The sequence below is a fragment of the Kitasatospora sp. MAA19 genome (genome assembly GCF_029894125.1).
GTDB lineage: Bacteria > Actinomycetota > Actinomycetes > Streptomycetales > Streptomycetaceae > Kitasatospora.
Genome location: NZ_JARXYZ010000002.1, coordinates 411576 through 433174 on the forward strand (window position 1 = coordinate 411576; position 21599 = coordinate 433174).

The 21599-nt window shown below is 72.1% G+C and carries 18 protein-coding genes and 2 riboswitches; of the genes, 8 read left to right on the top strand and 10 right to left on the bottom strand.

Annotated features, from left to right (window positions below):
- Nucleotides 1–293 precede the first annotated feature (293 nt).
- Complete coding sequence (locus P3T27_RS04935) at nucleotides 294–2087, top strand: long-chain fatty acid--CoA ligase (RefSeq protein WP_280674546.1); 1794 nt, start codon at nucleotides 294–296, stop codon at nucleotides 2085–2087.
- 49 nt (nucleotides 2088–2136) lie between these two features.
- Here the strand turns inward: P3T27_RS04935 and P3T27_RS04940 are convergent, their stop codons facing one another.
- Nucleotides 2137–3273, bottom strand: a complete 1137-nt coding sequence (locus P3T27_RS04940; RefSeq protein WP_280674548.1) for a glycosyltransferase family 4 protein — start codon at nucleotides 3271–3273, stop codon at nucleotides 2137–2139.
- Nucleotides 3274–3482: 209 nt separating this feature from the next.
- Here P3T27_RS04940 and P3T27_RS04945 point away from each other — a divergent pair, with 209 nt between their 5' ends.
- Nucleotides 3483–4847, top strand: coding sequence for a glycosyltransferase family 87 protein (locus tag P3T27_RS04945; protein ID WP_280674550.1), 1365 nt, complete (start codon nucleotides 3483–3485; stop codon nucleotides 4845–4847).
- 98 nt (nucleotides 4848–4945) lie between these two features.
- Here P3T27_RS04945 and P3T27_RS04950 read toward each other — a convergent pair whose 3' ends face one another.
- The 6 genes from P3T27_RS04950 to P3T27_RS04975 form a co-directional block, all read right to left on the bottom strand.
- Nucleotides 4946–6091 carry a hypothetical protein gene (locus P3T27_RS04950; protein ID WP_280674553.1) on the bottom strand — a complete coding sequence of 382 codons (1146 nt, stop codon included), beginning with the start codon at nucleotides 6089–6091 and terminating at the stop codon, nucleotides 4946–4948.
- Nucleotides 6092–6144: 53 nt separating this feature from the next.
- Entirely contained in the window at nucleotides 6145–7191 is a 1047-nt protein-coding gene (locus tag P3T27_RS04955) for a C40 family peptidase (protein WP_280674556.1), read from the bottom strand.
- Nucleotides 7192–7418: 227 nt separating this feature from the next.
- Nucleotides 7419–8579, bottom strand: coding sequence for an NlpC/P60 family protein (locus P3T27_RS04960; RefSeq protein ID WP_280674559.1), 1161 nt, complete (start codon nucleotides 8577–8579; stop codon nucleotides 7419–7421).
- Nucleotides 8580–8589: 10 nt separating this feature from the next.
- Nucleotides 8590–8742: riboswitch (cyclic di-AMP (ydaO/yuaA leader) on the bottom strand.
- 334 nt (nucleotides 8743–9076) lie between these two features.
- On the bottom strand, nucleotides 9077–10111 hold the full coding sequence (locus P3T27_RS04965; protein ID WP_280674561.1) for a C40 family peptidase: 1035 nt from the start codon (nucleotides 10109–10111) through the stop codon (nucleotides 9077–9079).
- Between the two features lie 200 nt (nucleotides 10112–10311).
- On the bottom strand, nucleotides 10312–11628 hold the full coding sequence (locus P3T27_RS04970) for an NYN domain-containing protein (protein ID WP_280674826.1): 1317 nt from the start codon (nucleotides 11626–11628) through the stop codon (nucleotides 10312–10314).
- 282 nt (nucleotides 11629–11910) lie between these two features.
- Entirely contained in the window at nucleotides 11911–12174 is a 264-nt protein-coding gene (locus P3T27_RS04975) for a hypothetical protein (RefSeq protein WP_280674563.1), read from the bottom strand.
- Nucleotides 12175–12375: 201 nt separating this feature from the next.
- Here P3T27_RS04975 and P3T27_RS04980 point away from each other — a divergent pair, with 201 nt between their 5' ends.
- A complete protein-coding gene (locus P3T27_RS04980; protein WP_280674566.1) occupies nucleotides 12376–13158 on the top strand; it encodes a rhomboid family intramembrane serine protease in 783 nt (260 codons plus the stop codon).
- A 42-nt stretch (nucleotides 13159–13200) separates the two neighbouring features.
- Nucleotides 13201–13482: an Lrp/AsnC ligand binding domain-containing protein gene (locus tag P3T27_RS04985; protein WP_030240061.1), complete on the top strand. Its 282-nt coding sequence runs from the start codon at nucleotides 13201–13203 to the stop codon at nucleotides 13480–13482.
- Nucleotides 13483–13497: 15 nt separating this feature from the next.
- Here the strand turns inward: P3T27_RS04985 and P3T27_RS04990 are convergent, their stop codons facing one another.
- The 3 genes from P3T27_RS04990 to P3T27_RS05000 form a co-directional block, all read right to left on the bottom strand.
- Nucleotides 13498–14862 (bottom strand): aminotransferase class V-fold PLP-dependent enzyme, encoded by a 1365-nt coding sequence (locus P3T27_RS04990; RefSeq protein ID WP_280674572.1) that lies wholly within the window; start codon nucleotides 14860–14862, stop codon nucleotides 13498–13500.
- Nucleotides 14863–14912: 50 nt separating this feature from the next.
- A riboswitch (SAM riboswitch) is annotated at nucleotides 14913–15030 on the bottom strand.
- A gap of 141 nt (nucleotides 15031–15171) precedes the next feature.
- Nucleotides 15172–16248: an anthranilate phosphoribosyltransferase gene (trpD, locus tag P3T27_RS04995; RefSeq protein ID WP_280674575.1), complete on the bottom strand. Its 1077-nt coding sequence runs from the start codon at nucleotides 16246–16248 to the stop codon at nucleotides 15172–15174.
- Between the two features lie 140 nt (nucleotides 16249–16388).
- Nucleotides 16389–16814, bottom strand: coding sequence for a hypothetical protein (locus tag P3T27_RS05000; RefSeq protein ID WP_280674577.1), 426 nt, complete (start codon nucleotides 16812–16814; stop codon nucleotides 16389–16391).
- 395 nt (nucleotides 16815–17209) lie between these two features.
- On the opposite strand from P3T27_RS05000, the gene P3T27_RS05005 reads away from it, so the two are divergent.
- The 4 genes from P3T27_RS05005 to P3T27_RS05020 all read left to right on the top strand — a co-directional run bounded on the left by P3T27_RS05005 (nucleotide 17210) and on the right by P3T27_RS05020 (nucleotide 21543).
- Nucleotides 17210–17830, top strand: a complete 621-nt coding sequence (locus tag P3T27_RS05005) for a heme-copper oxidase subunit III (protein WP_280674579.1) — start codon at nucleotides 17210–17212, stop codon at nucleotides 17828–17830.
- 187 nt (nucleotides 17831–18017) lie between these two features.
- Nucleotides 18018–18827, top strand: coding sequence for a c-type cytochrome (locus tag P3T27_RS05010; RefSeq protein WP_280674581.1), 810 nt, complete (start codon nucleotides 18018–18020; stop codon nucleotides 18825–18827).
- An 8-nt stretch (nucleotides 18828–18835) separates the two neighbouring features.
- Nucleotides 18836–19888, top strand: coding sequence for a Rieske 2Fe-2S domain-containing protein (locus P3T27_RS05015; protein WP_280674583.1), 1053 nt, complete (start codon nucleotides 18836–18838; stop codon nucleotides 19886–19888).
- Complete coding sequence (locus P3T27_RS05020; RefSeq protein WP_280674585.1) at nucleotides 19885–21543, top strand: ubiquinol-cytochrome c reductase cytochrome b subunit; 1659 nt, start codon at nucleotides 19885–19887, stop codon at nucleotides 21541–21543. The genes P3T27_RS05015 and P3T27_RS05020 overlap by 4 nt, the downstream gene beginning before the upstream one ends.
- The last annotated feature ends 56 nt before the right edge of the window (nucleotides 21544–21599 follow it).

Sequence of the window (21599 nt, forward strand, 5' to 3'; positions counted from 1 at the left end):
CGAGCGTGCTCGGCCTTGTCCGCCCGGAGCAGGCTATCGCGACCGGCGATCGGCTCGGCCGTGCGGGCCGTGACCGGCGGGCGCGAGCACCGGTCGGGGAGCGGGCGGCAGGGCATGCTACCGGCCGGTCACCACGGGGCTGCCGTAGGGTGCCATTCGAACGACCCGGTCACGGCCTGGTCGGACCCGGCCGGGTGTGACACTTCGAACACCGGGGCCGACCCCCCTGGTCGAAGCTGCCTACCGGGCAGTAACGTCCTGCCGTCCCGCAGCGTCGCGAACGAGGAGCAGTCTTGCTCGACTTCAGCCTTCCGGCCCTCTACCAGGTACCGAGCGGCGGTAACCTCTCCGACCTCGTGCACGAGAACGCCGAGCGGCACCCGGACGTCGTGGTTCTCAGCCGCAAGGTGGACGGCCGGTGGCAGGAGTTGACCGCCGCCCAGTTCCTGGTCGAGGTGCACGCCGCCGCCAAGGGCCTGATCGCCGCCGGCATCCGGCCGGGCGACCGGGTGGGCGTCATGTCCCGGACCCGCTACGAGTGGACGCTGCTGGACTTCGCGATCTGGTCGGCCGGGGCGATCACCGTGCCGGTGTACGAGACCTCCTCCCCCGAACAGGTCGAGTGGATCCTCGGCGACTCCGGCGCCGCCGCCGTGCTCACCGAGACCGACCAGCACCGCAAGGTGGTCGAGGAGGTCCGGGACCGGCTGCCGGAGTTGAAGCACACCTGGCAGATCGAGCAGGGCGCGATCGCCGCGCTGGCCGAGGCCGGCCGGGAGGTCGCCGACGCCACCGTCACTGAGCGCCGCGCGACCGCCACCGCCGACTCGGTGGCGACCATCGTCTACACCTCGGGCACCACCGGCCGCCCGAAGGGCTGTCAGCTGACGCACGGCAACTTCCTCGCCGAGTGCGGCAACGTGGTGGAGCGTCTGGCCCCGCTGTTCCGCACCGGCGAGAGCTCCGTCCTGCTGTTCCTGCCGCTGGCCCACGTGCTCGGCCGGATCGCCGAGATCGCCCCCGCGATGGCGCCGATCAAGCTGGGCCACGTCTCCGACATCAAGGACGTCACCGCCGAGCTGGCCGCCTTCAAACCGACCCTGATCCTGGGCGTGCCGAGAGTCTTCGAGAAGGTCTACAACACCGCCCGCGCCAAGGCCCAGGCCGACGGCAAGGGCAAGATCTTCGACAAGGCCGCCGACACCGCGATCGCCTACAGCCGGGCGCTGGACGCCGGCGGCGCGGGCCTGGGCCTGCGGATCAAGCACGCGGTCTTCGACAAGCTGGTCTACAGCAAGCTGCGCGCCGCCCTCGGCGGCCGGGCCACCCACGCCATCTCCGGCGGCGCCCCGCTCGGCGAGCGGCTCGGCCACTTCTACCGGGGCATCGGCTTCACCGTCCTGGAGGGCTACGGCCTGACCGAGACCTGCGCGGCCACCGCCTTCAACCCGTGGGACAAGCCGAAGATCGGTACGGTCGGTCAGCCGCTGCCCGGCTCCGCCGTCCGGATCGCCGAGGACGGCGAGGTCTTCTTCAAGGGCCCGCAGGTCTTCACCGGCTACTGGAACAACCCGCAGGCCACCGCGGACGCCCTCAAGGACGGCTGGATCGCCACCGGCGACCTCGGCTCGCTGGACTCCGACGGCTACCTGACCATCACCGGCCGCAAGAAGGAGATCATCGTCACCGCGGGCGGCAAGAACGTCGCCCCGGCCGTGATCGAGGACCGCATCCGGGCGCACGCGCTGGTCGGCGAGGTCATGGTGGTCGGCGACCGCAAGCCCTTCGTGGCCTGCCTGATCACCGTCGACCCGGACTTCTTCCCCAAGTGGAAGGAGCTCAACGGCAAGCCCGCCACCGCCACGGTGACCGAGCTGAGCCAGGACCCGGACCTGCTGGCCGCCCTGCAGGCCGCGGTGGACGACGGCAACGCGGCCGTCTCGCACGCCGAGGCGGTCAAGAAGTTCCGCCTGCTGGACACCGAGTTCTCCGAGGAGAGCGGCCACCTGACGCCCTCGCTCAAGCTCAAGCGCAACCTCGTGCTGAAGGACTTCGCCGCCGACATCGAGGCGATCTACCAGCGCTGACCGGCGGAGCCGGGCCCGCTTCCCCGCGACCGGGAGGCGGGCCCGCCGTTCACCCCGCGAGCAGCGAGGTCAGCCGCCCGGCCAGCAGGTCCCAGCGCCAGGAGCGCTCCACCCAGCGCCGCCCGGCCGCGCCCATCCGCCGCCGCAGTTCCTCGTCGCGCAGCAGTCGGACGATCCGCTCGGCGGCCGCGGCGGACGAGCCGCCCGGCACCACGTACCCGGTCTCGCCCTCCAGCACCGCGTCCGGCGCACCGCCGGAGTCGCCCGCGACCACCGGCAGGCCGGTCGCCGAGGCCTCCAGGTAGACGATGCCCAGGCCCTCGACGTCCAGCCCCCCGCGCCTGGTCCGGCAGGGCATCGCGAAGACGTCGCCGGCCCCGTAGTGGGCCGGCAGCTCCTCCCACGGCACCGAGCCGGTGAAGCGCACCGAGTCCCGGACGCCCTTGGCGTCGGCCAGCTTCTCCAGGTCCGCGCGGTACGGGCCGCCGCCGACGATCAGCAGCACGGCGTCCGGCACGTCGACGAGGATCTGCGGCATCGCCTCGATCAGGGTGTCCTGGCCCTTGCGCGGCACCAGCCGGGAGACGCAGACCACCACGGGGCGGTCCGCCAGCCCGAGCCGACGGCGCACCTCGGCACCCCCCGAGTCCGGGTGGAAGGTCGTCTCGTCCACGCCCGGCGGCAGCTGCACCATCCGGGCCGCGGCCTGCGGCCCGACCGCGCCCGCGATCCGGGAGCGGGTGTACTCGCCCAGGTAGGTCAGCACGTCGGTGCCCGCGCCGATCCGCCGGAGCAGCTGCCGGGCGGCCGGCAGCTGGGCCCAGGCGGCCTCGTGCCCGTGGGTCATCCCGAGCAGCCGCCCGGCCCCGGCGCGGCGCAGCGTGGGCGCCATCAGCCCCAGCGGGGCGGCGGCGCCGAACCAGACCGAGTCGCACTTCTCCGCGCGCAGGATCTCGGCGGCCCGCCGGGTGACCCGCGGTGTGGGAACCATCACCTTCGTCCGGTCCCGGATCACCGGGAACGGCTGCTCGGCGTCGAAGCGCGCCACCTCGGTGCCGTCCCGCCAGGTCGAGGCGTACACCACGATGCTCCCGGCGGGCTGACGCACGGCCATGTTGTGCACGAAGGCCTGGATACCGCCGGGGCGGGGCGGGAAGTCGTTGGTGACGATCAAGGTCCTGTGCATCAGTCCACGGCTCGCTCGGTCGGGGGGTGCTCGGTTACCGCTGGGTGATCCGTACGATAGGTCAACACCATGCCCCGCCGGGAACGGATCCGCGCACGGCAACCGTTTCATCCCCGGGTCAGTCCTAGTACCCGGGCGGCCGGTGGCGGCCCTGGCGTCCGTCGCACGGCGCCGCCGGTGAGGACGTCCGAGACCAACGAGGGAGCGCAGTGGAATTGGCCCCGGCCACCGAGTCCGGCTCGTCGCGCGGCCGCCTCGGCCGCCCGTTGGGGGCACTCGCCACGCTCGTCGCGACCTGGGTGGCCACCCGTACGGTCCTGGTGCTGCTGGTGACCGGTGTGCTGAAGGCACCCGGCGGGGACGTCACCGCCGACGTCTGGATGATCTACCACGCCTGGTACGGGGTGCTGCAGACCGGCACCTTCCCGTTCGACGACGTGACCTGGCAGTACCCGCCCGGCGCGGCCCTGGTGATCCTCCTGCCGGGCCTGCTGCCCTGGTCGTACCTGGTCTCGTTCTGGGTGATCTGCGGGATCGCCGACGCGGCCGCCGCCGCCCTGCTGATCCGCACCGGCCTGCGCCGGGGCCGGGCACTGACCGGTGCCTGGATGTGGGTGGTGGGCGTTCCCCTGCTCGGCCCGATGATCTACAACCGCTTCGACATCATCGTCACCGTGGTCGCGCTGGCCGGCCTGCTGGCGCTGATCCGCCGCCCGGCGATCGGCGGGATGCTGCTGGGCCTGGGCGGCATCGTCAAGGTCTGGCCCCTGCTCGGCCTGATCGGCACCCCCTCCGGCCGCCGCACCCGCCGCTCCTGGACGCTGGCCGCGGCCACCGCCGTCTCGGTGGGCTTCCTGCTCGCGGCCGGCATGAACGGCGCCTTCGACTTCCTGGCCTTCCAGAAGGACCGCGGCATCGAGGTGGAGTCGCTCGGCGCACTGCCGCTGCACTACGCCCGGATCGCGGAGGCGTGGGACGGCAGGGTCACCATGAACTACGGCTCCCCCGAGATGCTCGGGCCGTGGGTCGGCGTGATCAGCAAGGTGATGATGGCCGGCACCGTGCTGGGCTTCGCCTGGCTGCTGCTCTGGCGTTTCACGGCCAAGCGCCGCAACGCGGCCACCATGTACGACGCGGCGCTGTGCGCGCTGCTCATCTTCATCGTGACCAGCCGGGTGATCAGCCCGCAGTACCTGGTGTGGCTGGTCGGCGTCGCGGCGGTCTGCCTGACCGTGCGCGGCACCAGCCAACGGCCGGTGGCCGGACTGATCCTGCTCGCCTGCCCGCTGACGCTGGTCGAGTTCCCGACGATGTTCACCCAGGTCCTGGCCAGCGAGCCCTGGGCGATCGCCGTGCTGAGCCTGCGCAACCTCCTGCTGCTGGCCGCCACCGTGCTCTCCTGCGTCCGGCTCTGGCGCTCCACCCGCGGCACGTCCCAGCTGCCGCCGACGGTGGTGCTGGCCGCGCCCGAGCCGGTGTCGCCCGCCTACCCGGTGCGTCCGGGCATCGCGTACGAGCAGGACCTGCTGGACGGCATCGACCGGCCCGGCCTCCCGGCCGAGCAGCGGCGCTAGGGCGTGTCTGACAATTCGCGCCGCACGCCCGGCGGGAATTGCCAGACACGCCGCCCTAGGAACCGACCGGTCGCGCGGCGGGAACGGTCGGACGCTCCCTAACGCGCCAGCCCCGCGACCTCGTCCAGCCAGAGTCGGGTGAACTCGGCCAGGCCGAGCCCTAGTTCGGCCCGGAGCAGCCGGTCCAGCCGCTGCTCCCGGTCCTCCCCCGCCCCGTCTGCGGCGCCGACCGCCCGGTAGAGCACGACCAGCCGCTCGGGCCCGTAGCGCCGGGCGACCAGCTCGCAGGCCAGCCAGGCCTGCTCGTAGGCCTGCGCGATGCCGTCGGCGCCCGCGGTGAAGGCCTGGTCCGCCGGCAGCGCGGCGGGCAGCCGGCCGGCCGCGACGTCCCGGGTCAGCTCGGGGGCGATCTGCTGCGGGCGGCGGCCGGAGCCCCGGTAGGCGGTCCAGTCGGCGACGCCCTCGGAGAGCCAGAGCGGCGTCCAGGCCCGGGTGTCGGCCCTGGTGGCGACATGGGTGGCCTCGTGGGTGACGACCACCTGCCGGCCGAAGTCGCTGAGCCGCCCGTACGCCTCGGGGTTGACCAGCACCCGGTCCGCGGGGGTGTGCCAGGGCGCGCCGGGGGCGGCCACGGTGACCGCCGCCATGCCCGTCCAGCCTGCCGGGTCGGCCTCCAGCAGTCGGGCGAACTGACCTTCGGTGGACGGCAGTTCGAGCAGCAGGCGGCCCGGCCAACCGGTGCCCCAGACCTCGCTCACGGCCGGCACCGCCCGGTCGGCCACCGCGGCCAGGGCGGTCGGGTCGGGCCCGTCGGCCAGGCCGAGCACCAGGCAGTGCGCGCCCGCCGCGGACCGGGCGGGGCCGAGGTCCCAGAGCGCCGGAGGACCGCTCGCGCTCTCCTCCCGCCCGACCCGCCAGCCGCCGTCGGCCCGGACCAGCTCGATCCGGCGCGGATACACCACGGGGTACTCGTCGTACCCGGTGACCCGGACCGCCAGGTCGGCGGCGGCGGTCAGCCGGTCCGGCCCGCCGGCCGCGCCGAGCACCAGGTTGCGGTAACCGGCCTCGACCACCGCGGGCCCGGGCCCGAACGGCAGCGCCCGGGACCGCGCGTCCAGCAGCGCGGCCACCTCGGCCCGCCGGTCCACCGCCCGCCCGGCCGGCGCCGCGGGGACGGCCGGCGGCAGCGACAGCTGGGCCAGCCCGCCGGCCGCGAGCAGCAGCGCACCGCGCCGGGACAGCACGCGGCGGTCCCCGCATATCGGCCGGGGGCCGTCGGGGTCGGACGGCGTCGGGCTCAGAGCCGGACCACCCCCGCGACCGGCATCGCGTTGACGCTCTCGTAGCGGACCTTGGCGCCCGGGTAGGGGGCGTGCACGATCACCCCGCCGCCGGCGTACATGCCGACGTGGTGCATGTCCCGGTAGAAGATCACCAGGTCTCCCGGCCGCGCTTCGGAGAGGCTGACCCGCTGACCGGCGTACGCCTGGGCCTGCGAGGTGCGCGGCAGGGTCACTCCGGCCTGCCGCCAGCTGTAGTACATCAGACCGGAGCAGTCGAAGGCGCGGGGCCCGGTGGATCCGTAGACGTAGGGCGAGCCGATCGTCCGCACCGCGGCGGCCAGCGCGGCCGCCCCGCGCTCGGAGGCGGGCGGCGCGGAGCCGAGGTCCAGCCGGTCGGTGCCGCGGGTGGCGCGCCACTCGGCGTCCCGGGCGTCCTGGACGGCCAGCCGGGTCCGCTCGGCGGCGCCCAGGCTGCTGAGCAGCCGCTGCGCCATGGCCAGCCGCTGCTGGATCTGCTGCCTGCTGTCGGCGAGCGAGCGGCGGGCCTGTTCCAGGTCGGCGAGCTTGCCGGAGGCCTCGGTGCGGCGCTGGTCGAGCCGGCGCTGGCGGGTGACCAGTTCGTGCAGGGTCTCCTGCTGCCGCTCGGCGGCCTGGCCGAGGGTGCGGGCCCGGTTCAGGTAGCCCTCCGGGTCGGTGGAGAGCATCAGCTGGACGGTCTGGGCCATACCGCCCCCGCGGTACTCGGCGCCGGCCACGGTGGCGAGGTCGCCGCGCAGCTGGTTGAGCTGGTCCTGGGCGGCGGCGACCTCGCCCTGCAGGATGGCGGTCTCACCCTGGAGGCGCTGCTGGGCGTCCTGCGCGGCGTTGTACTTCTCCGACGCCTGCTCGGCCTCGTCGTAGAGCTGCTCCACCTGCGCCTTGACGTCCTTGTGGGTGGGCGTGTCCGGCGTACCGGGGGCCGCCTGGGCGCTGCCGCCCGTCGTCACGCCGAGGGCGGTGGCGGCGGCCGCGGTCAGCACCAGCGCACGGGCGAGCAGTAGGGAACGGCGGTGCACGGGCATGGCGGCAGCGGCTCCAATCCTGCGGTGCGGCCCCGCCGCCGCACCGAAGGGGCGGCCCTCGAAGCGGGAGTCCGGTGGCAGACGTTAGCGAGTCCGGGCAACCGAGTCCAAACCCCTACCAACTCGAATATTTGACCCGTAATCGGACACCAGTCCGAGTCGCCGGAAAAGCCGCAGGCCCGGCCGTCCGTGGTGGAAGGCCGGGCCGGTCAGGACCTGAGCGGGGATCAGACCCGCACGATGGAGGTCAGCGGCATGTTGGAGACCGCCTCGTAGCGCACCGACGCGCCCGGCTTGGGGGCGTGCAGCACCTGGCCGTTGCCGGCGTAGATCCCCACGTGGTGGGCGTCGCCGAAGAAGATCAGCAGGTCGCCGGGCTGGGCCTGGGAGAGGTCCGTACCGATCCGGGTGCCGGCGTTGGCCTGCTCCTGCGAGGTGCGCGGCAGCGACACGTCGACCTGGTTGAACGCCCAGACCATCAGGCCGGAGCAGTCGAAGGAACTCGGACCGGTGCCGCCGCGGGCGTACGGGGTGCCGAGCTTGGAGGCGGCGATGGACAGCGCCGCGGCACCGCGCGAGCTGCCTGCGGCCGGCTTGGGGGCCGTCGGCGCGGAGGTCTGCGGGGCGCTCAGGTCGGTGCGGCTGGTGTCGCGGGAGGAGCGGTCGGCGCTCTGCTGGGCGGCGGCCTGCTGCTGAGCGGCCTGCTGCTGAGCGGCCTTCGCGGCGGCGTCGGCCTTGGCCTTGGCGTCGGCGGCGGCCTTCTCCTCGGCCGCGCGCAGCGCCTGGCGCTCCTGCTCGGTCAGGGTGTTGAGGAGGTCCTGCGCGGCCTTGAGCTTGCCCTGGACCTCGTCCTTGGCGGCCTTCAGCTGCTGAGTGGTGCTCTCCATCTCGGCGAGCTTGCCCTGGGCCTCGGAGCGCACCTGGTCGAGCTTGCGCTGCTCCTCCTGGAGCTGCGTGAGCTGGCCCTTCTGGGTGCTGCCGGCCTGGTTCAGGGTGTCGGCCTGGCTCAGGAAGTTGTCCGGGCTGGCGGAGAGCATCAGCTGGACGGTCTGGGATATGCCGCCGTTGCGGTACTGCTCGCCGGCGATCTCGGCCAGGCCGCCCTGCAGGTCGGTCACCTGCGCCTGCTGCCGCGCCACCTGGTCCTGCAGGCCGGCGACCTGCTTCTGCAGCTGCTGCTGCTTCTCCTGGGCGCCGTTGAGCTTCTCGGTCGCGACCTCGGCCTGCTCGTAGAGCTGGTCGACCTGCTCCTTGACCTGGTCCTTGGTCGGCTGCGGGTCCGCGTGGGCACCGGACTGCGCGGACATGGCGACCGCCGCGGCGGCGAAGCCGGTCAGGATCGACACCCGGGCGCGGCCGGCGGGCTTGGGACGACGATGGGACGCCACGAAGGCGGACTCCTTCTTCCTGCGCCGCCTACCGGGTGAGCTGACGGGTTCGGGCCGGAAGCATGCCCTACGACGCCTCACGGCCGTTCCACCGGCCGACCTGGCGCCGATTCACCCCGGAGGAACGTGGTTCCCCGGCTCCGCTCGACAGCGCCCCCGACTGCTGGGCTCCCCGTCAGGCAGGCACACGGCCCGCCCCGCTGCGTCGCGAACTCGACGGAAACCACCGCCGCCACCCCGGCTGGGCGATCGACAGTGCGGTGGTTCGAAGCACGACCCTAGTAACTGAACCGTGATCCGTTCAAATCCTTGTCAGAAAAAAGACGGAAGAAGACCAAAGTTCTTTGGTGAATATGACAGATGGTGATCACTGCCACACGCAAAGCTGATCGTCTTTCACGATGTGCTCGCCCGGCGGGCAAACCCGAACGCCACCCCCCGGTCGGAGGGTGGCGCGGATCACAGGCCCGGGCGGGGCCAACGGGCGTGTCGGGCCGTCAGACCCGGCGGATCGTGTTGATCGGCATCGCGTCGGCCTTCATCACCTTCACCACGTCGCCGGTGTGCGGCGCGTGCACCACCATGCCGTTGCCGATGTACATCGCGACGTGGTGCCGGTCGGGGCCGTAGATGACCAGGTCGCCCGGCTGGGCCTGGTCCAGCGTGACCCGGGTGCCGACGTTGCCCTGCTCCTGCGAGGTGCGCGGCAGCGAGATGCCGGCCTGGCCGTACGCCCAGACCATCAGGCCCGAGCAGTCGAAGGTGCTCGAGCCGGTGGCGCCCCACACGTACGGCGAGCCCTGCTTGCTCATCGCCTTGGCGACGGCCACGCCCGCGTAGCCACCGGCCTGCGGGAGGCTGCCGAGGTCGGTGCGCTCGCTGCCGCGCGAGGCCCGGTCGTCCTGCGTCTGCTGGGCGCGCAGCGCGGCGCGCTCCGAGGCGCTGAGCGAGTTCAGCAGGTCCTGCGCGGCCTTGAGCTTCTGGTTGACGTCCGACTTGGCCTGGTTCAGGTCCTTGGTGGTGGAGTCGAGCGAGGCCAGGACGGCGGCGGCCTCCGTCTTCTCCTGGTCCAGCCGGCGCTGCTGGTCCAGCAGACCCTTGAGCGCCTCGGTCTCGCTGGTGCTGGCCTGCTGGACGGTGGAGGCCTTCTCCAGGTAGCCGGACGGGTCGGAGGAGAGCATCAGCTGGACGGACGGGTCGATCCCGCCGGTGCGGTACTGCTCGCCCGCCACCCCGGCCAGGCCGGTCTGGAGCTGGGTCATCTGGTCCTGGCTGCGGGCCACCTGGTCCTGCAGCTGGTCGGCCTGCTTGCGGAGCTGGTCGGCCCGCTCCTTGGCGCCGTTGTACTTCTCCGCCGCCTGCTCCTGATCCTGCTGGAGCTGGTCGATCTGCGCCTTCACGTCGCTCTTGTTCGGCTGGGGCGCGGCATGCGCGGCGACCTGCGCGGAGAGTGCGACCGCAGTCGCAGCGGCGGCGGTGAGCACGGAGACCCGCGCGCGGCTCGGCTGCTTGGGACGGCGGTGGGAGGCCAAGGGAACTGCTCCTTCTTCCATCGGCCTCACCCGATCAGGTGAGAATCCGGAAAATAGGTTTGACGCCAGACCCTAGTGAAGATCTACGCGTTTTGCCACTCCCCCGAAGGCGTGAACTCCATTTCCCCCGCTGAATTCACGGGATGTGCACACCCTCGCAAACAGGGCGCTGACCAGGCATCATCCCGCCCGGACAGTGGTCAGGGCCGGGCCAGCCGGTTCAGCAGCAGAACGGAGGCCACGGGGCGCGCGCCCGCCTTCCGCACGCCCTCCGCGACCTCCCGGTCGGTGGACACCACCACCACCGGCCGGCCCTGCGGTTCGGCCCGCACCAGACGACGGATCAGCTCGTCCGCGGTCTCCCCGGTCCGACTGAACCGTACCCGCACACCGCGCGGTGGCGCCATGATCACCGGAACGTCCAGGTCCTGCCCGTCGAACACACAGGTGACCTCCGCCTGGGTGCGCTGGGCCAGCATCGCCAGCCCGCCCAGCAGCCGGATCCGCTGCTGCTCCAGCGGCAGCGCCGGATAGCCGGTCTTGGTCACGTTGTAGCCGTCCACCACCAGGTGCACCTGCGGGATCGCCAGCAGCTGGTCCAGCAGCGCCGGATCGTCGTCGGCCAGGCCTCGCCGGGCCACGTCGTGCGGCGAGGCCGACTCCGGCACCACCGCCTCCACCAGGTCCGCCGGGCGGATCTGCGAGACCGGCAGCGCCAGCTCCCGCTGCAGCCCCTGTGCCGACTGCAGCACGGTGTCCAGCAGCAGCCGCAGCCGCATGTCCTCGACGCTGCGCCCCTCGCGGGCCGACCGGCGGCCCTGCTCGGCGGCGGTCTCCAGCTCCCCGACCCGGTGCCGCAACCGCCGGGCCTCGGTCTCCACGGCGCCGCGCTCGGCCGCCGCCTGCGCCTTCGCGGCCTCCAGCTCCCCGGCCAGCCGCCGGGTCTCGGCCTGCGCCCGGCGGGTGTCGCTCTCCAGCGAGCGCACCTTCTTGCGCAGCGACTCGGCCTCCCGGCGGACGTCCTCGGACTCCGCGCGCTGCCGGTCCAGGTCCGCCCGGGCGGCGGCCCGCAGCTCGGCCAGCTCGGCCTGCAGCTTCTCCACCAGCCGGGCGGCCTCGGCGACCGCGCCCTCGGCACCGGCCCGCTCGGCCTCCTCCCCGGCCTCGGCGACCAGCCGGCTCCAACCGGCCGAGCGCACCAGGTAGGCGGCGGCCGCGACGTCCATCGGATCGGCGGCGCCCGGGACACTGCCCGACTCCAACGCCTTCACCAGGTCCGGCTGGCCCAGCCGCAGCCGCTCCGCTATCCGCACCCGGAAGGCCGGCTCCGACTCCAGCGCCGCGGCCAGCGCGGTGGCCGCGTACTTGGCCCGCCGGGCCGGGGTGAACTTGACGTACTGGCGCAGGCTCTGCGGCAGCTCGCCCTGCGGCAGTCCGCCGAGCGCGTCCGAGGCCAGGCCGACCACGCGCCGGCGCACGCCCTCGGGCAGCGGCCGGTCGAGCTTCTCGACGGCCAGCTCCGCCTCCGCCGACCCGTCGGTGCCACCGCGCTCGCCGGAGTCCGCCGCCCCGCCGGGGGCCGCGTCCGCGGCCGGCGCCTGCGCGTCCGCAGCGGGCTGAAGCCCCTGCGCTTCGGCGGGCTCCCTCGCTGCGTCCACCACGTCCTCGGCTCCGATCCTGGTCCTACGGGGCACGGCCCGCGGCCGCCGCCCCTGTCGTCACGTTCTGTGCGTCCTGTCTGTATTGTCCCAGTGCGGTGGCCGGGCGCGCCGCGCACCCGTCCACCGGACCGTCGGGCGTCAACCCTGCTCGGCGGGGGCCTCCGCGCCCTCGGCGCCCGGACGGGCCACCAGCTCGACCTGGTCCACGGCGTTGCACCAGCGGCAGCGCACCGACTCGACCGTCTCGCTCAGCACCTCGGTCTCCTCGACCTTGGACTCGCCGGCCAGGTCGAAGTGCAGGAACTCGGTGACCCGCGCGGTGCGGGTCAGGTCGAAGCGGGTGAGGTTTCCGCACGGGGTGCAGCGCCAGCGCGTCTCGGCAGTCAGGGCGGGGACGGTCATCGGGGGTCCTCTCGGGTGGTCCCTGGGTGGGCTAGGCGCTCCCCCCGGAGCCCCGGCGTCGGCGGCGGGAGGCGGGAATGCCCGCCCCAAGCCTATTGCCTGAGGCAACCATCCCGGCCACCGGTCAGGGGAACCGCAGGGCTAGTCCACCTGCCGTACAAGGCGGTGTCACACGCCCTGGCCGGAGGGATGCTTGGCCGCATGGCACTGACCGCCCCCGGGCACACCGACGCGCGGGGCGAGCGCCCGGCCGTGCCCGCCCCGGTGGTCACCTACGCCCTGATCGCGGTCAACACCCTGGTGTTCCTGCTGGGCCCGGCCGCCGGGCTCAACCCGCTCTACGGCACCGGCCAGGCCCAGCTCTGCGCGGAGCAGCGGTACGAGCAGCGCTGGGGTGTCATCCCCGCCGAGGTACTGGCCGGACGGCCGCTGACCGCCGAGCAGCTGGCCGAGGCCCCGGAGCCGGCCCCGGGCTGCCCGGCCAGGCCCACCCCGGGCAAGCGCCCGGCGCTGTCCGTCCTCACCGGGCTCTTCCTGCACGCCGGCTGGCTGCACCTGCTGGGCAACCTGCTCTTCCTCTACGTCTTCGGCCCCACCGTCGAACAACGGCTGAGCCGGGCCCGGTACGCCCTCTTCTACCTGGCCGCCGGCAGCCTGGCCACGTACGGCTTCGCCCTCGCCGAGGCGCACTCCGCGGACTCCACCCGGGTGCTGATCGGCGCCTCCGGCGCGATCTCCGCCGTCCTCGGCGCCTACCTGCGCTTCCATCCGCGCTCCCGGGTGACCACGCTCGTCCCGCTGCTGCTGTTCCTGCCGCTGCGCTTCCCGGCCTGGCTGGTGCTCGGCCTCTGGTTCGCCCTGCAGTGGTGGTCGGTCCACTCGGCCGGGCCCGGGGTTGCCTATCTGGTCCACGTGATCGGCTTCTCGGCGGGCTTCCTCTACGCCTGCACGGTGGTCAGCCACCCCCCGCGACGACCCGGCTGACGCCCGATACGCTGGCGGCACCCCACGAAGGAGCCCGAAACAGTGATCACCGCCATCGTCCTGATCAAGACCAGTGTCGACCGCATCCCGGAGATCGCCGAGGCCATCGCGGCCATCGAGGGCGTCAGCGAGGTGTACTCGGTGACCGGTGGCTACGACCTGGTGGCGATGGTCCGGGTGCGCCGGCACGACGACCTGGCCGAGGTCATCCCGGGTCGGCTGAACAAGGTCCCGGGGGTGGCGCACACCGAGACCCAGATCGCCTTCCGCACCTACTCCCAGCACGACCTCGAGGCCGCCTTCGCCCTCGGCCTGGACGAGTAGCCCCGGCCGGCCCCGTCAGCCCTCCCGGCGCGTGTCGACGACGCAGCGGCCGCCCTCGTTGCGGTAGTTCCACGCCGCACCGTCCGTGACCAGCTCGCGGACGGCGGTCAGGAAGCGGTCGACGTGCTCGTCCGGGGTCCCGGCCCCGAAGCTCACCCGGATCGCGTTCAGGCTGCGCTCGCCGGGCAGCGACGGCTCGGGCGCCCCGCACTCCGAAGGGGCCACGTCCTCTTCCCCCAGCAGGGTGCGCAGCAGCGGGTGCGCGCAGAACAGGCCGTCACGGACCCCGATGCCGTACTCGGCGGACAGCGCGGCCGAGAAGTGCGAGCTGTTCCAGTCCTGGACGACGAAGGACAGCACGCCCACCCGGGCCGACCCGGCGCCGAACAGGTTCAACACCTTGACCTGCGGAATCTCCGCCAGCCCCGCCGTCAGCCGGGCGATCAGCTGCCGCTCCCGGGCCTCCAGCGCGTCGAAGCCCGCCTCGCTCAGCGCCCGGCAGGCCGAGGCGATCGCGTAGGCGCCGATGACGTTCGGCGAACCGGCCTCGTGCCGGGCCGGGCCGCTGTGCCACTGAACGGCCACCGAGCCGTCGGCCTCCCGAGCCACCGTCCGGGTCGCGCCGCCGCCGGCCAGGTACGGCTCGGCCGCGTCCAGCCAGTCCGCCCGGCCGGCCAGCACGCCGGCGCCGAACGGTGCGTAGATCTTGTGGCCGGAGAAGGCGATCCAGTCGACGTCCAGATCGCGCACCGAGACCCGGTGGTGCGGGGCCAGCTGGGCGGCGTCCAGCACCACCCGGGCGCCGTGCCGGTGCGCGGTCTCCGTCAGCTCGGCGACCGGCCAGAGCTCGCCGGTCACGTTGGAGGCGCCGGTGACGCAGAGCAGCTTGGGGCCCTCGGGCGCCCCGGCGAGCGCGGCGTCCAGGGCGGCGACCGCCTCGGCGTGCGAGCGCGGTGCCCGCAGGTAGCTGACGTCCAGCCCGGCGTGCGCCCAGGGCAGCAGCGAGGCGTGGTGCTCGGTCTCGAAGGCGAACACCCGGGTGCCGGCCGGGAGGGCCGCGGCGAGCAGGTTGAGCGAGTCGGTGGTGGCCCGGGTGAAGACCACCTGGTCGCCCTCGCGCAGGTCGAGGAACTCGGCGACGGTGCGGCGGCTCTGCTCGAACAGGTCGGTGGACAGCTGGGAGAGGTACCCGGCGCCGCGGTGCACGCTGCCGTAGTACGGGGCGTAGGCGGCGACGTCGTCCCAGACCCGCTTCAGCGCCGGGGAGCTGGCCGCGTAGTCGAGGGCCGCGTAGCCGACCTTCGCACCGCTGGCGAGCGGGACCTGGACGTCGTGGCCGAGGACGGCGAGCGGGGCGCAGAGTTCGGTGGAAACGGACATGGGAATGCACTCCTTCGGGGTGTGGGACCCCGGGAGTGCCAGTCGTCGGGCGTCCGCGCTTGCCGCGCGGACGATTTGCCGAGCGACCCGGTCCTCACCCAGGGCACCCCGCCACGGACGGAGGGTTGCCGGACAGCAAGCTGGGGCTTGACGCTGTCACTCATGACCTGGCGCAGACTCTAGGTCGCGTCCGGCGGGTGGTCAAACAGGTATCCACCATCCGGACGGTGCTCCCGCCCGCCCGCCGCCGGGCCGGGGGAACGCGAGGAGCCCGGGCCGGCATCCCGGCACGGGCTCCCAGGTACCGCCTCACACCCGGCTGGTGGCCTCCGACCAACGCCGCAGCAGTTCCTGCGCCGCGCCCGAGTCGATGGCCTGCGCCGCCCGCGCCATGCCGGCGGCGAGCTGCTCGGCGAGCGGTGCCTCGCCCAGGTCGAGCGCGACCAGCGCCGCCGCCGTGTTCATCAGGACGGCGTCCCGCACCGGCCCGTGCTCACCGGCCAGCAGCCGGCGCGCGACCTCGGCGTTGTACCCCGGGTCCGCCCCGCGCAGCGTCTCGATGCCGGCCAGCTCGATGCCGACGTCCCGCGGGTCGAAGGTGGTCTCGGTGACGGTCCCGTCCCGCACGATCCACACCCGCGAGGTGGTGGTGATGGTCAGCTCGTCCAGGCCGTCGTCGCCCCGGAAGACCAGGGCGGTCGAGCCACGCCGGGCGAGCACCCCGGCGATCAGCCCGGCGAGCCGGGTGTCGAAGCAGCCGATCGCGTGCGCGGTGACCTTGGCCGGGTTGGTCAGCGGACCGAGGATGTTGAACGCGGTCGGCACCCCGAGGTCGCGCCGGGCGGTGGCGGCGTGCCGCATCGACGGGTGGAACTTGGCCGCGAAGCAGAAGGTGAGCCCGACCTCCTCGGCCACCTCGGCGATCCGCCGGGCCGGCAGGTCGAGGCTGACGCCGAGCTTCTCCAGCACGTCCGAGGAGCCGCTGGCCGAGGAGGCGGCCCGGTTGCCGTGCTTGATCACCTTGGCCCCGGCCGCCGCCGCGACGATCGCCGACATGGTGGAGATGTTGACGGTCTTGGCCCGGTCGCCGCCGGTGCCGACGATGTCCACGGCCGGGCCGGGGATGTCCAGCGGCTCGGCGTGCGCGTACATCGCGTCCACCAGACCGGTGATCTCGTCGACCGTCTCGCCCTTGGCCCGCAGCGCCACCATGAACCCGGCCACCTGGACGGGGGACGCCTCGCCGCTCATGATCCGGTCCATCGCCCACGCGGTGGCCGAGCGGTCGAGGTCCTCCCCCTTCAACAGCGCCGCCAGGACGTCCGGCCAGGCGCGGACCACCTGCGCGGGGTCGGTACCACCGTTCGCAGGGTTCACGTTCACCATGGCTGACTCCAGCTGTTGTCGGGTTCCCCGCAGCGGGGGGACGTCCGTACGGATGGCGTCAGCCTATCGACCAGCGGCGTGCCCACGACCCCGTCTTCTCTAGTACTGAGACGGCGCCGTCCGCCCTGCGGCGACCTCGCTCAACGGCCGACCGGGGCCCGCTTGGCCAGTCGCGCCCGCAGCAGGGTGGCGACCGCCTCGGCCAGCGCCACCGGGTCCACCGGCCGGGAGATCGCGGCGTCGGCCCGGCTCCACGCGGCCAGCCAGGAGTCCTGCGGCCGTCCGATCAGCACCAGCACCGGCGGGCAGCCGTAGATCTCGTCCTTGAGCTGGCGGCCGAGCCCGAGCCCGCCGGCCGGCACCGCCTCGCCGTCCAGGATGCAGAGGTCCACGCCGCCCTTCTCCAGTGCCTTCAGCACCGCGGGGGTGGTCGCGCACTCCAGGTAGGACAGTTCCGGAAGGTCCTCGGCGGGCCGACGGCCGAGCGCCGTCAGCACCTGCTCGCGGGTGTTGCGGTCGTCGCTGTAGACGAGGACGGTGAGCGTCTCGTCGGTCGTGTACGCCATGGGCCCTGCTCCCTCAAGTGTGATCCGGACCACGTTCGCCTGATCCGGATGCTACTCCGGATCACCGCTCGCCGAGTCCCCCTCGCCGACGTTCCTTCTCAAGGCGCCGCGCCCGCGACTCACCCGCCCGGAGGACAGCCCGTCACCCGGACCCGCCCGGTCCACCCGTACGGCCGACACGGCGCCCGCGCCCTACCGCCGGAGGCTCCGCCAGACGTGCAACGACACGCTGGGCAGCGGGGTCGCAGGCTCCTCCGAGGAACCGTCAGAAAAGGGACACGCCGCTGCTCAGCCGCCATCCGGACACCCCGTCGCCCCCCAGGGGGGCATACCGCACGCACCGGACACTCCGAGGGACACCCCCCGACGTGAAGACGGAATAAGGGACCGACATAATGTCCGTCGTGGCGACAGCAACAGCAGTAGAAACCGGGCACGCGCACGGATCGGTCAACCGGCCGAACATGGTCAGCGTCGGAACGATCGTCTGGCTCAGTTCCGAGTTGATGTTCTTCGCGGCCCTCTTCGCGATGTACTTCACGCTCCGCTCCGTCAAGGGAGCCGAGTTCTGGACCGAGAAGGCGCACGCCCTCAATGTGCCCTTCTCCTCGGTCAACACCACGATCCTGGTGCTCTCCTCGCTGACCTGTCAGCTCGGCGTGTTCGCCGCCGAGCGCGGGGACGTGAAGAAGCTCCGCTCGTGGTTCGTCATCACCTTCGTGATGGGCGCGATCTTCATCGGCGGCCAGATCTTCGAGTACACCGAGCTGGTCAAGAAGGACGGCCTCTCGCTGTCCTCCGACCCGTACGGCACGGTGTTCTACCTGACCACCGGCTTCCACGGTATGCACGTGACGGGTGGTCTGATCGCCTTCCTGCTGGTCCTGGGACGGACGTACGCAGCCAAGCGCTTCACGCACGAGCAGGCCACCGCCGCGATCGTCGTGTCGTACTACTGGCACTTCGTCGACGTCGTGTGGATCGGCCTGTTCGCGACCATCTACCTGATCAAGTAACCAGCTGATCAAGTCGCTGGCCACCGGCTTCGGTCCCCGCCCTCACCGGCGTCGGGCCGATTCTGCCGGTGGCGACGCTCCCACCGACCGACCGCGCGCGCAGCCCTAGACAGGCAGCCTCGTGCCGGCCAGACCGGCCGCCGGGTGCACCCACCAGTCGACCAGATCCTGACACCGGGGTTATTCCGTGAAAAAGCTCTCCGCACGACGGCGCCACCCATTGGCGGCGCTGGTCGTCCTACTTCTCGCCCTGGCGGCAACCGGGGGGCTGTACGCCGCGTTCGCGCCCGCCGACAAGGCGCAGGCCGACGTCGCCGCGCAGTCGCTCGCGATCGATGAGGGCAAGAAGCTCTTCGCCGTGGGCTGCTCCTCGTGCCACGGCCTGAACGGCCAGGGCAGCAGCGACGGTCCGAGCCTGGTCGGCGTCGGCTCCGCCTCCGTCGACTTCCAGGTCGGCACCGGCCGCATGCCGGCCCAGCAGCCCGGCGCCCAGGTGCCGCGCAAGAAGAACATCTACTCGCAGGCGGAGATCGACCAGCTCGCCGCCTTCGTGGCCTCGCTCGGCCCCGGCCCGGTGACGCCGACCAAGGAGCAGTACACCTCGACCAACCCGGACGACATCTCCAAGGGTGGCGAGCTGTTCCGCACCAACTGCGCCCAGTGCCACAACTTCGCCGGCCAGGGCGGTGCCCTGACCAAGGGCAAGTACGCCCCGGCGCTGGAGGGCGTGGACGCCAAGCACATCTACGAGGCCATGCAGACCGGCCCGCAGCAGATGCCGTCGTTCCCGGACACCACCATGCCCGAGGAGCAGAAGAAGCAGATCGTGGCCTTCGTCCGCCACACCACCAACGATGAGCCCAACCCCGGCGGTCTCACGCTCGGCAGCCTCGGTCCGGTGACCGAGGGTCTGTTCGGCTGGATCTTCGGTCTCGGCACGCTCATCGCGGTCGCGATCTGGGTCGCCGCCCACACCACCAAGGCCAAGAAGTCATGAGCCACGACATGTCAGAAGAGAAGCTTCCGGAGTCACACGGCTCCGCCGGTGAGGTCGCCGAGCACGGCGACCCGTTCGCCGACCCGGGCCTGCCGGCTCACGAGCCCCGCCGCACCGACATCGACGAGCGGGCCGCCCAGCGGGCCGAGCGCCAGGTCTCGCTGATGTTCGTGGTCTCGATGATCGCCACCGTCGGCTTCATCGCCTCGTACGTGGCCATCGACCCGGACAAGATCGTCTACATCTTCCCGCTCGGTCACGTCAGCGCGCTGAACTTCGCGCTCGGCCTGACCCTGGGCGTCGCGCTGTTCATGATCGGCGCGGGTGCGGTCCACTGGGCCCGCACGCTGATGTCGGACGTCGAGCTGCCGGCCGAGCGTCACCCGATCGAGGCTGACGACGAGGTCCGCGCGGACGTCATCGACCAGTTCAAGACCGGTGCCGCGGAGTCCGGCTTCGGCCGCCGCAAGATGATCCGCAACACCCTCATCGGCTCGATGGCGCTGGTCCCGCTCTCCGGCGTGGTCCTGCTCCGCGACCTCGGCCCGCTGCCCGAGAAGAAGCTGAAGGAGACGGGCTGGAAGGAGGCGACCCCGGTCAAGCCGCTGCAGCTCATCAACATGAGCACCAGCCAGCCGATGAAGGCCGAGGACATCGTCGTCGGCTCGCTGACCTTCGCCATGCCCGAGGGCCTGCACGTCCACGACGAGGACTTCCAGCAGGCGATCGCCAAGGACGCCCTGATGCTCGTGCGCATCGCGCCGGACGACATCAAGGACGACAAGTCCCGGGAGAAGGGCTTCGAGGGCATCCTCGCCTACTCCAAGATCTGCACGCACGTCGGCTGCCCGATCAGCCTCTACGAGCAGCAGACCCACCACGCGCTCTGCCCCTGCCACCAGTCGACCTTCGACCTGGCGGACGGCGCGCGCGTCATCTTCGGCCCGGCCGGCCACCCGCTGCCGCAGCTGAAGATCACCACTGACGAGAAGGGCTTCCTGGTCGCCACCGGCGACTTCGAGGAGCCCGTCGGCCCGAGCTACTGGGAGCGTGCTCGATGAGTAGCGCGAGCAGCACCACCTCCGGTGCCGCCAAGCCCGCCAGCACGCGCGCCAAGCCCGCCAACAAGTGGGAAGCCGCCGCGGACTGGACGGACGGCAGGCTGGGGATCTACTCCCTCGCCAAGGCCAACCTGCGCAAGATCTTCCCGGACCACTGGTCCTTCATGCTGGGCGAGATCTGCCTCTACACGTTCGTCATCATCATCCTGACCGGTGTCTACCTGACGCTGTTCTTCAAGCCCTCGATGGCCGAGGTCGTCTACAACGGCTCGTACGTCCCGCTCAAGGGCATCGGGATGTCCGAGGCGTACGCGTCGACGGTCGACATCAGCTTCGAGGTCCGCGGCGGTCTGCTGATCCGTCAGATCCACCACTGGGCCGCCCTGGTCTTCGTGGCCGCGATGCTCGTGCACATGATGCGCGTGTTCTTCACCGGCGCGTTCCGCAAGCCGCGTGAGATCAACTGGGTCTTCGGCTTCCTGCTGCTGGTCCTGGGCATGTTCGACGGCTTCTTCGGCTACTCGCTGCCGGACGACCTGCTGTCGGGCACCGGTATCCGCTTCATGGAAGGCGCGATCCTCGCCGTCCCGCTGGTCGGCACCTACGTCCAGATGTTCCTGTTCGGGGGCGAGTTCCCCGGCCACGACATCGTGCCGCGCTTCTTCACGATCCACGTGCTGCTGATCCCGGGCATCATGCTCGGCCTGCTGGTGGCGCACCTGATCCTGGTCTTCTACCACAAGCACACCCAGTGGGCGGGCCCGGGCAAGACCGAGAAGAACGTCGTCGGCATGCCGCTGATGCCGGTCTACATGGCCAAGGCCGGTGGCTTCTTCTTCCTGGTGTTCGGTCTGATCGCCGCCATCTCGGCGATCGCCACGATCAACCCGATCTGGGCGTACGGCCCGTACCGCCCGGACCAGGTCTCCACGGACGCCCAGCCCGACTGGTACATGGGCTTCTCCGAGGGTCTGATCCGTGTCATGCCGGGCTGGGAGGTCGGCCTGTGGGGCCACACCCTGAACCTGGGTGTCTTCATCCCGCTGATGATCTTCCCGCTGGTCCTGGTCTCGATCGCGGTCTACCCGTTCATCGAGGGCTGGATCACCGGCGACAAGCGCGAGCACCACATCCTGGACCGCCCGCGCAACGCCCCGGTCCGCACCGCGCTCGGCGCCGCCTGGATCAGCCTGTACCTGGTGCTGCTGGTCGGTGGTGGCAACGACCTGTTCGCCACCCACCTGCACCTGTCGATCAACTCGATCACCTACTTCGTCCGCGTCGGCTTCTTCGCGGTGCCGGTCATCACCTTCATCATCACCAAGCGCTGGTGCCTCGGCCTCCAGCGCCGGGACAAGGAGAAGGTGCTGCACGGCCGCGAGACGGGCGTCATCAAGCGCCTGCCGCACGGCGAGTTCGTCGAGGTGCACGCCCAGCTGCCGCAGAAGGACCTGTACAAGCTCACCGCGCACGAGCAGATCCAGCCGGTCGAGCTGCCGGCCCAGACGGACGAGAACGGCGTGGCCGCCAAGTCCGGTCTGCTCAACCGCACCCGGGCCAAGCTCTCCCGCGGCTTCTACGGCGGCGGCAGCCAGATCCCCAAGCCGACGTCCGAGGAGCACCACGAGATCACCAGCGGCCACGGCCACCACTGATCCCGTACGCGCCACAGCGTCACACCCGAGGGCCGCTGACCAGAGTTCTTCTGGTC

Bases quoted from the DNA above. Each gene is read 5' to 3' on its own strand.
- P3T27_RS04955 (WP_280674556.1), bottom strand. From the start codon at position 7,191: ATGCCCGTGCACCGCCGTTCCCTACTGCTCGCCCGTGCGCTGGTGCTG.
- P3T27_RS05000 (WP_280674577.1), bottom strand. From the start codon at position 16,814: ATGGCGTACACGACCGACGAGACGCTCACCGTCCTCGTCTACAGCGAC.
- P3T27_RS04980 (WP_280674566.1), top strand. From the start codon at position 12,376: ATGGCACTGACCGCCCCCGGGCACACCGACGCGCGGGGCGAGCGCCCG.
- P3T27_RS04975 (WP_280674563.1), bottom strand. From the start codon at position 12,174: ATGACCGTCCCCGCCCTGACTGCCGAGACGCGCTGGCGCTGCACCCCG.
- P3T27_RS04940 (WP_280674548.1), bottom strand. From the start codon at position 3,273: ATGCACAGGACCTTGATCGTCACCAACGACTTCCCGCCCCGCCCCGGC.
- P3T27_RS05020 (WP_280674585.1), top strand. From the start codon at position 19,885: ATGAGTAGCGCGAGCAGCACCACCTCCGGTGCCGCCAAGCCCGCCAGC.
- P3T27_RS05005 (WP_280674579.1), top strand. From the start codon at position 17,210: ATGTCCGTCGTGGCGACAGCAACAGCAGTAGAAACCGGGCACGCGCAC.
- trpD (WP_280674575.1), bottom strand. From the start codon at position 16,248: ATGGTGAACGTGAACCCTGCGAACGGTGGTACCGACCCCGCGCAGGTG.
- P3T27_RS04990 (WP_280674572.1), bottom strand. From the start codon at position 14,862: ATGTCCGTTTCCACCGAACTCTGCGCCCCGCTCGCCGTCCTCGGCCAC.
- P3T27_RS05015 (WP_280674583.1), top strand. From the start codon at position 18,836: ATGTCAGAAGAGAAGCTTCCGGAGTCACACGGCTCCGCCGGTGAGGTC.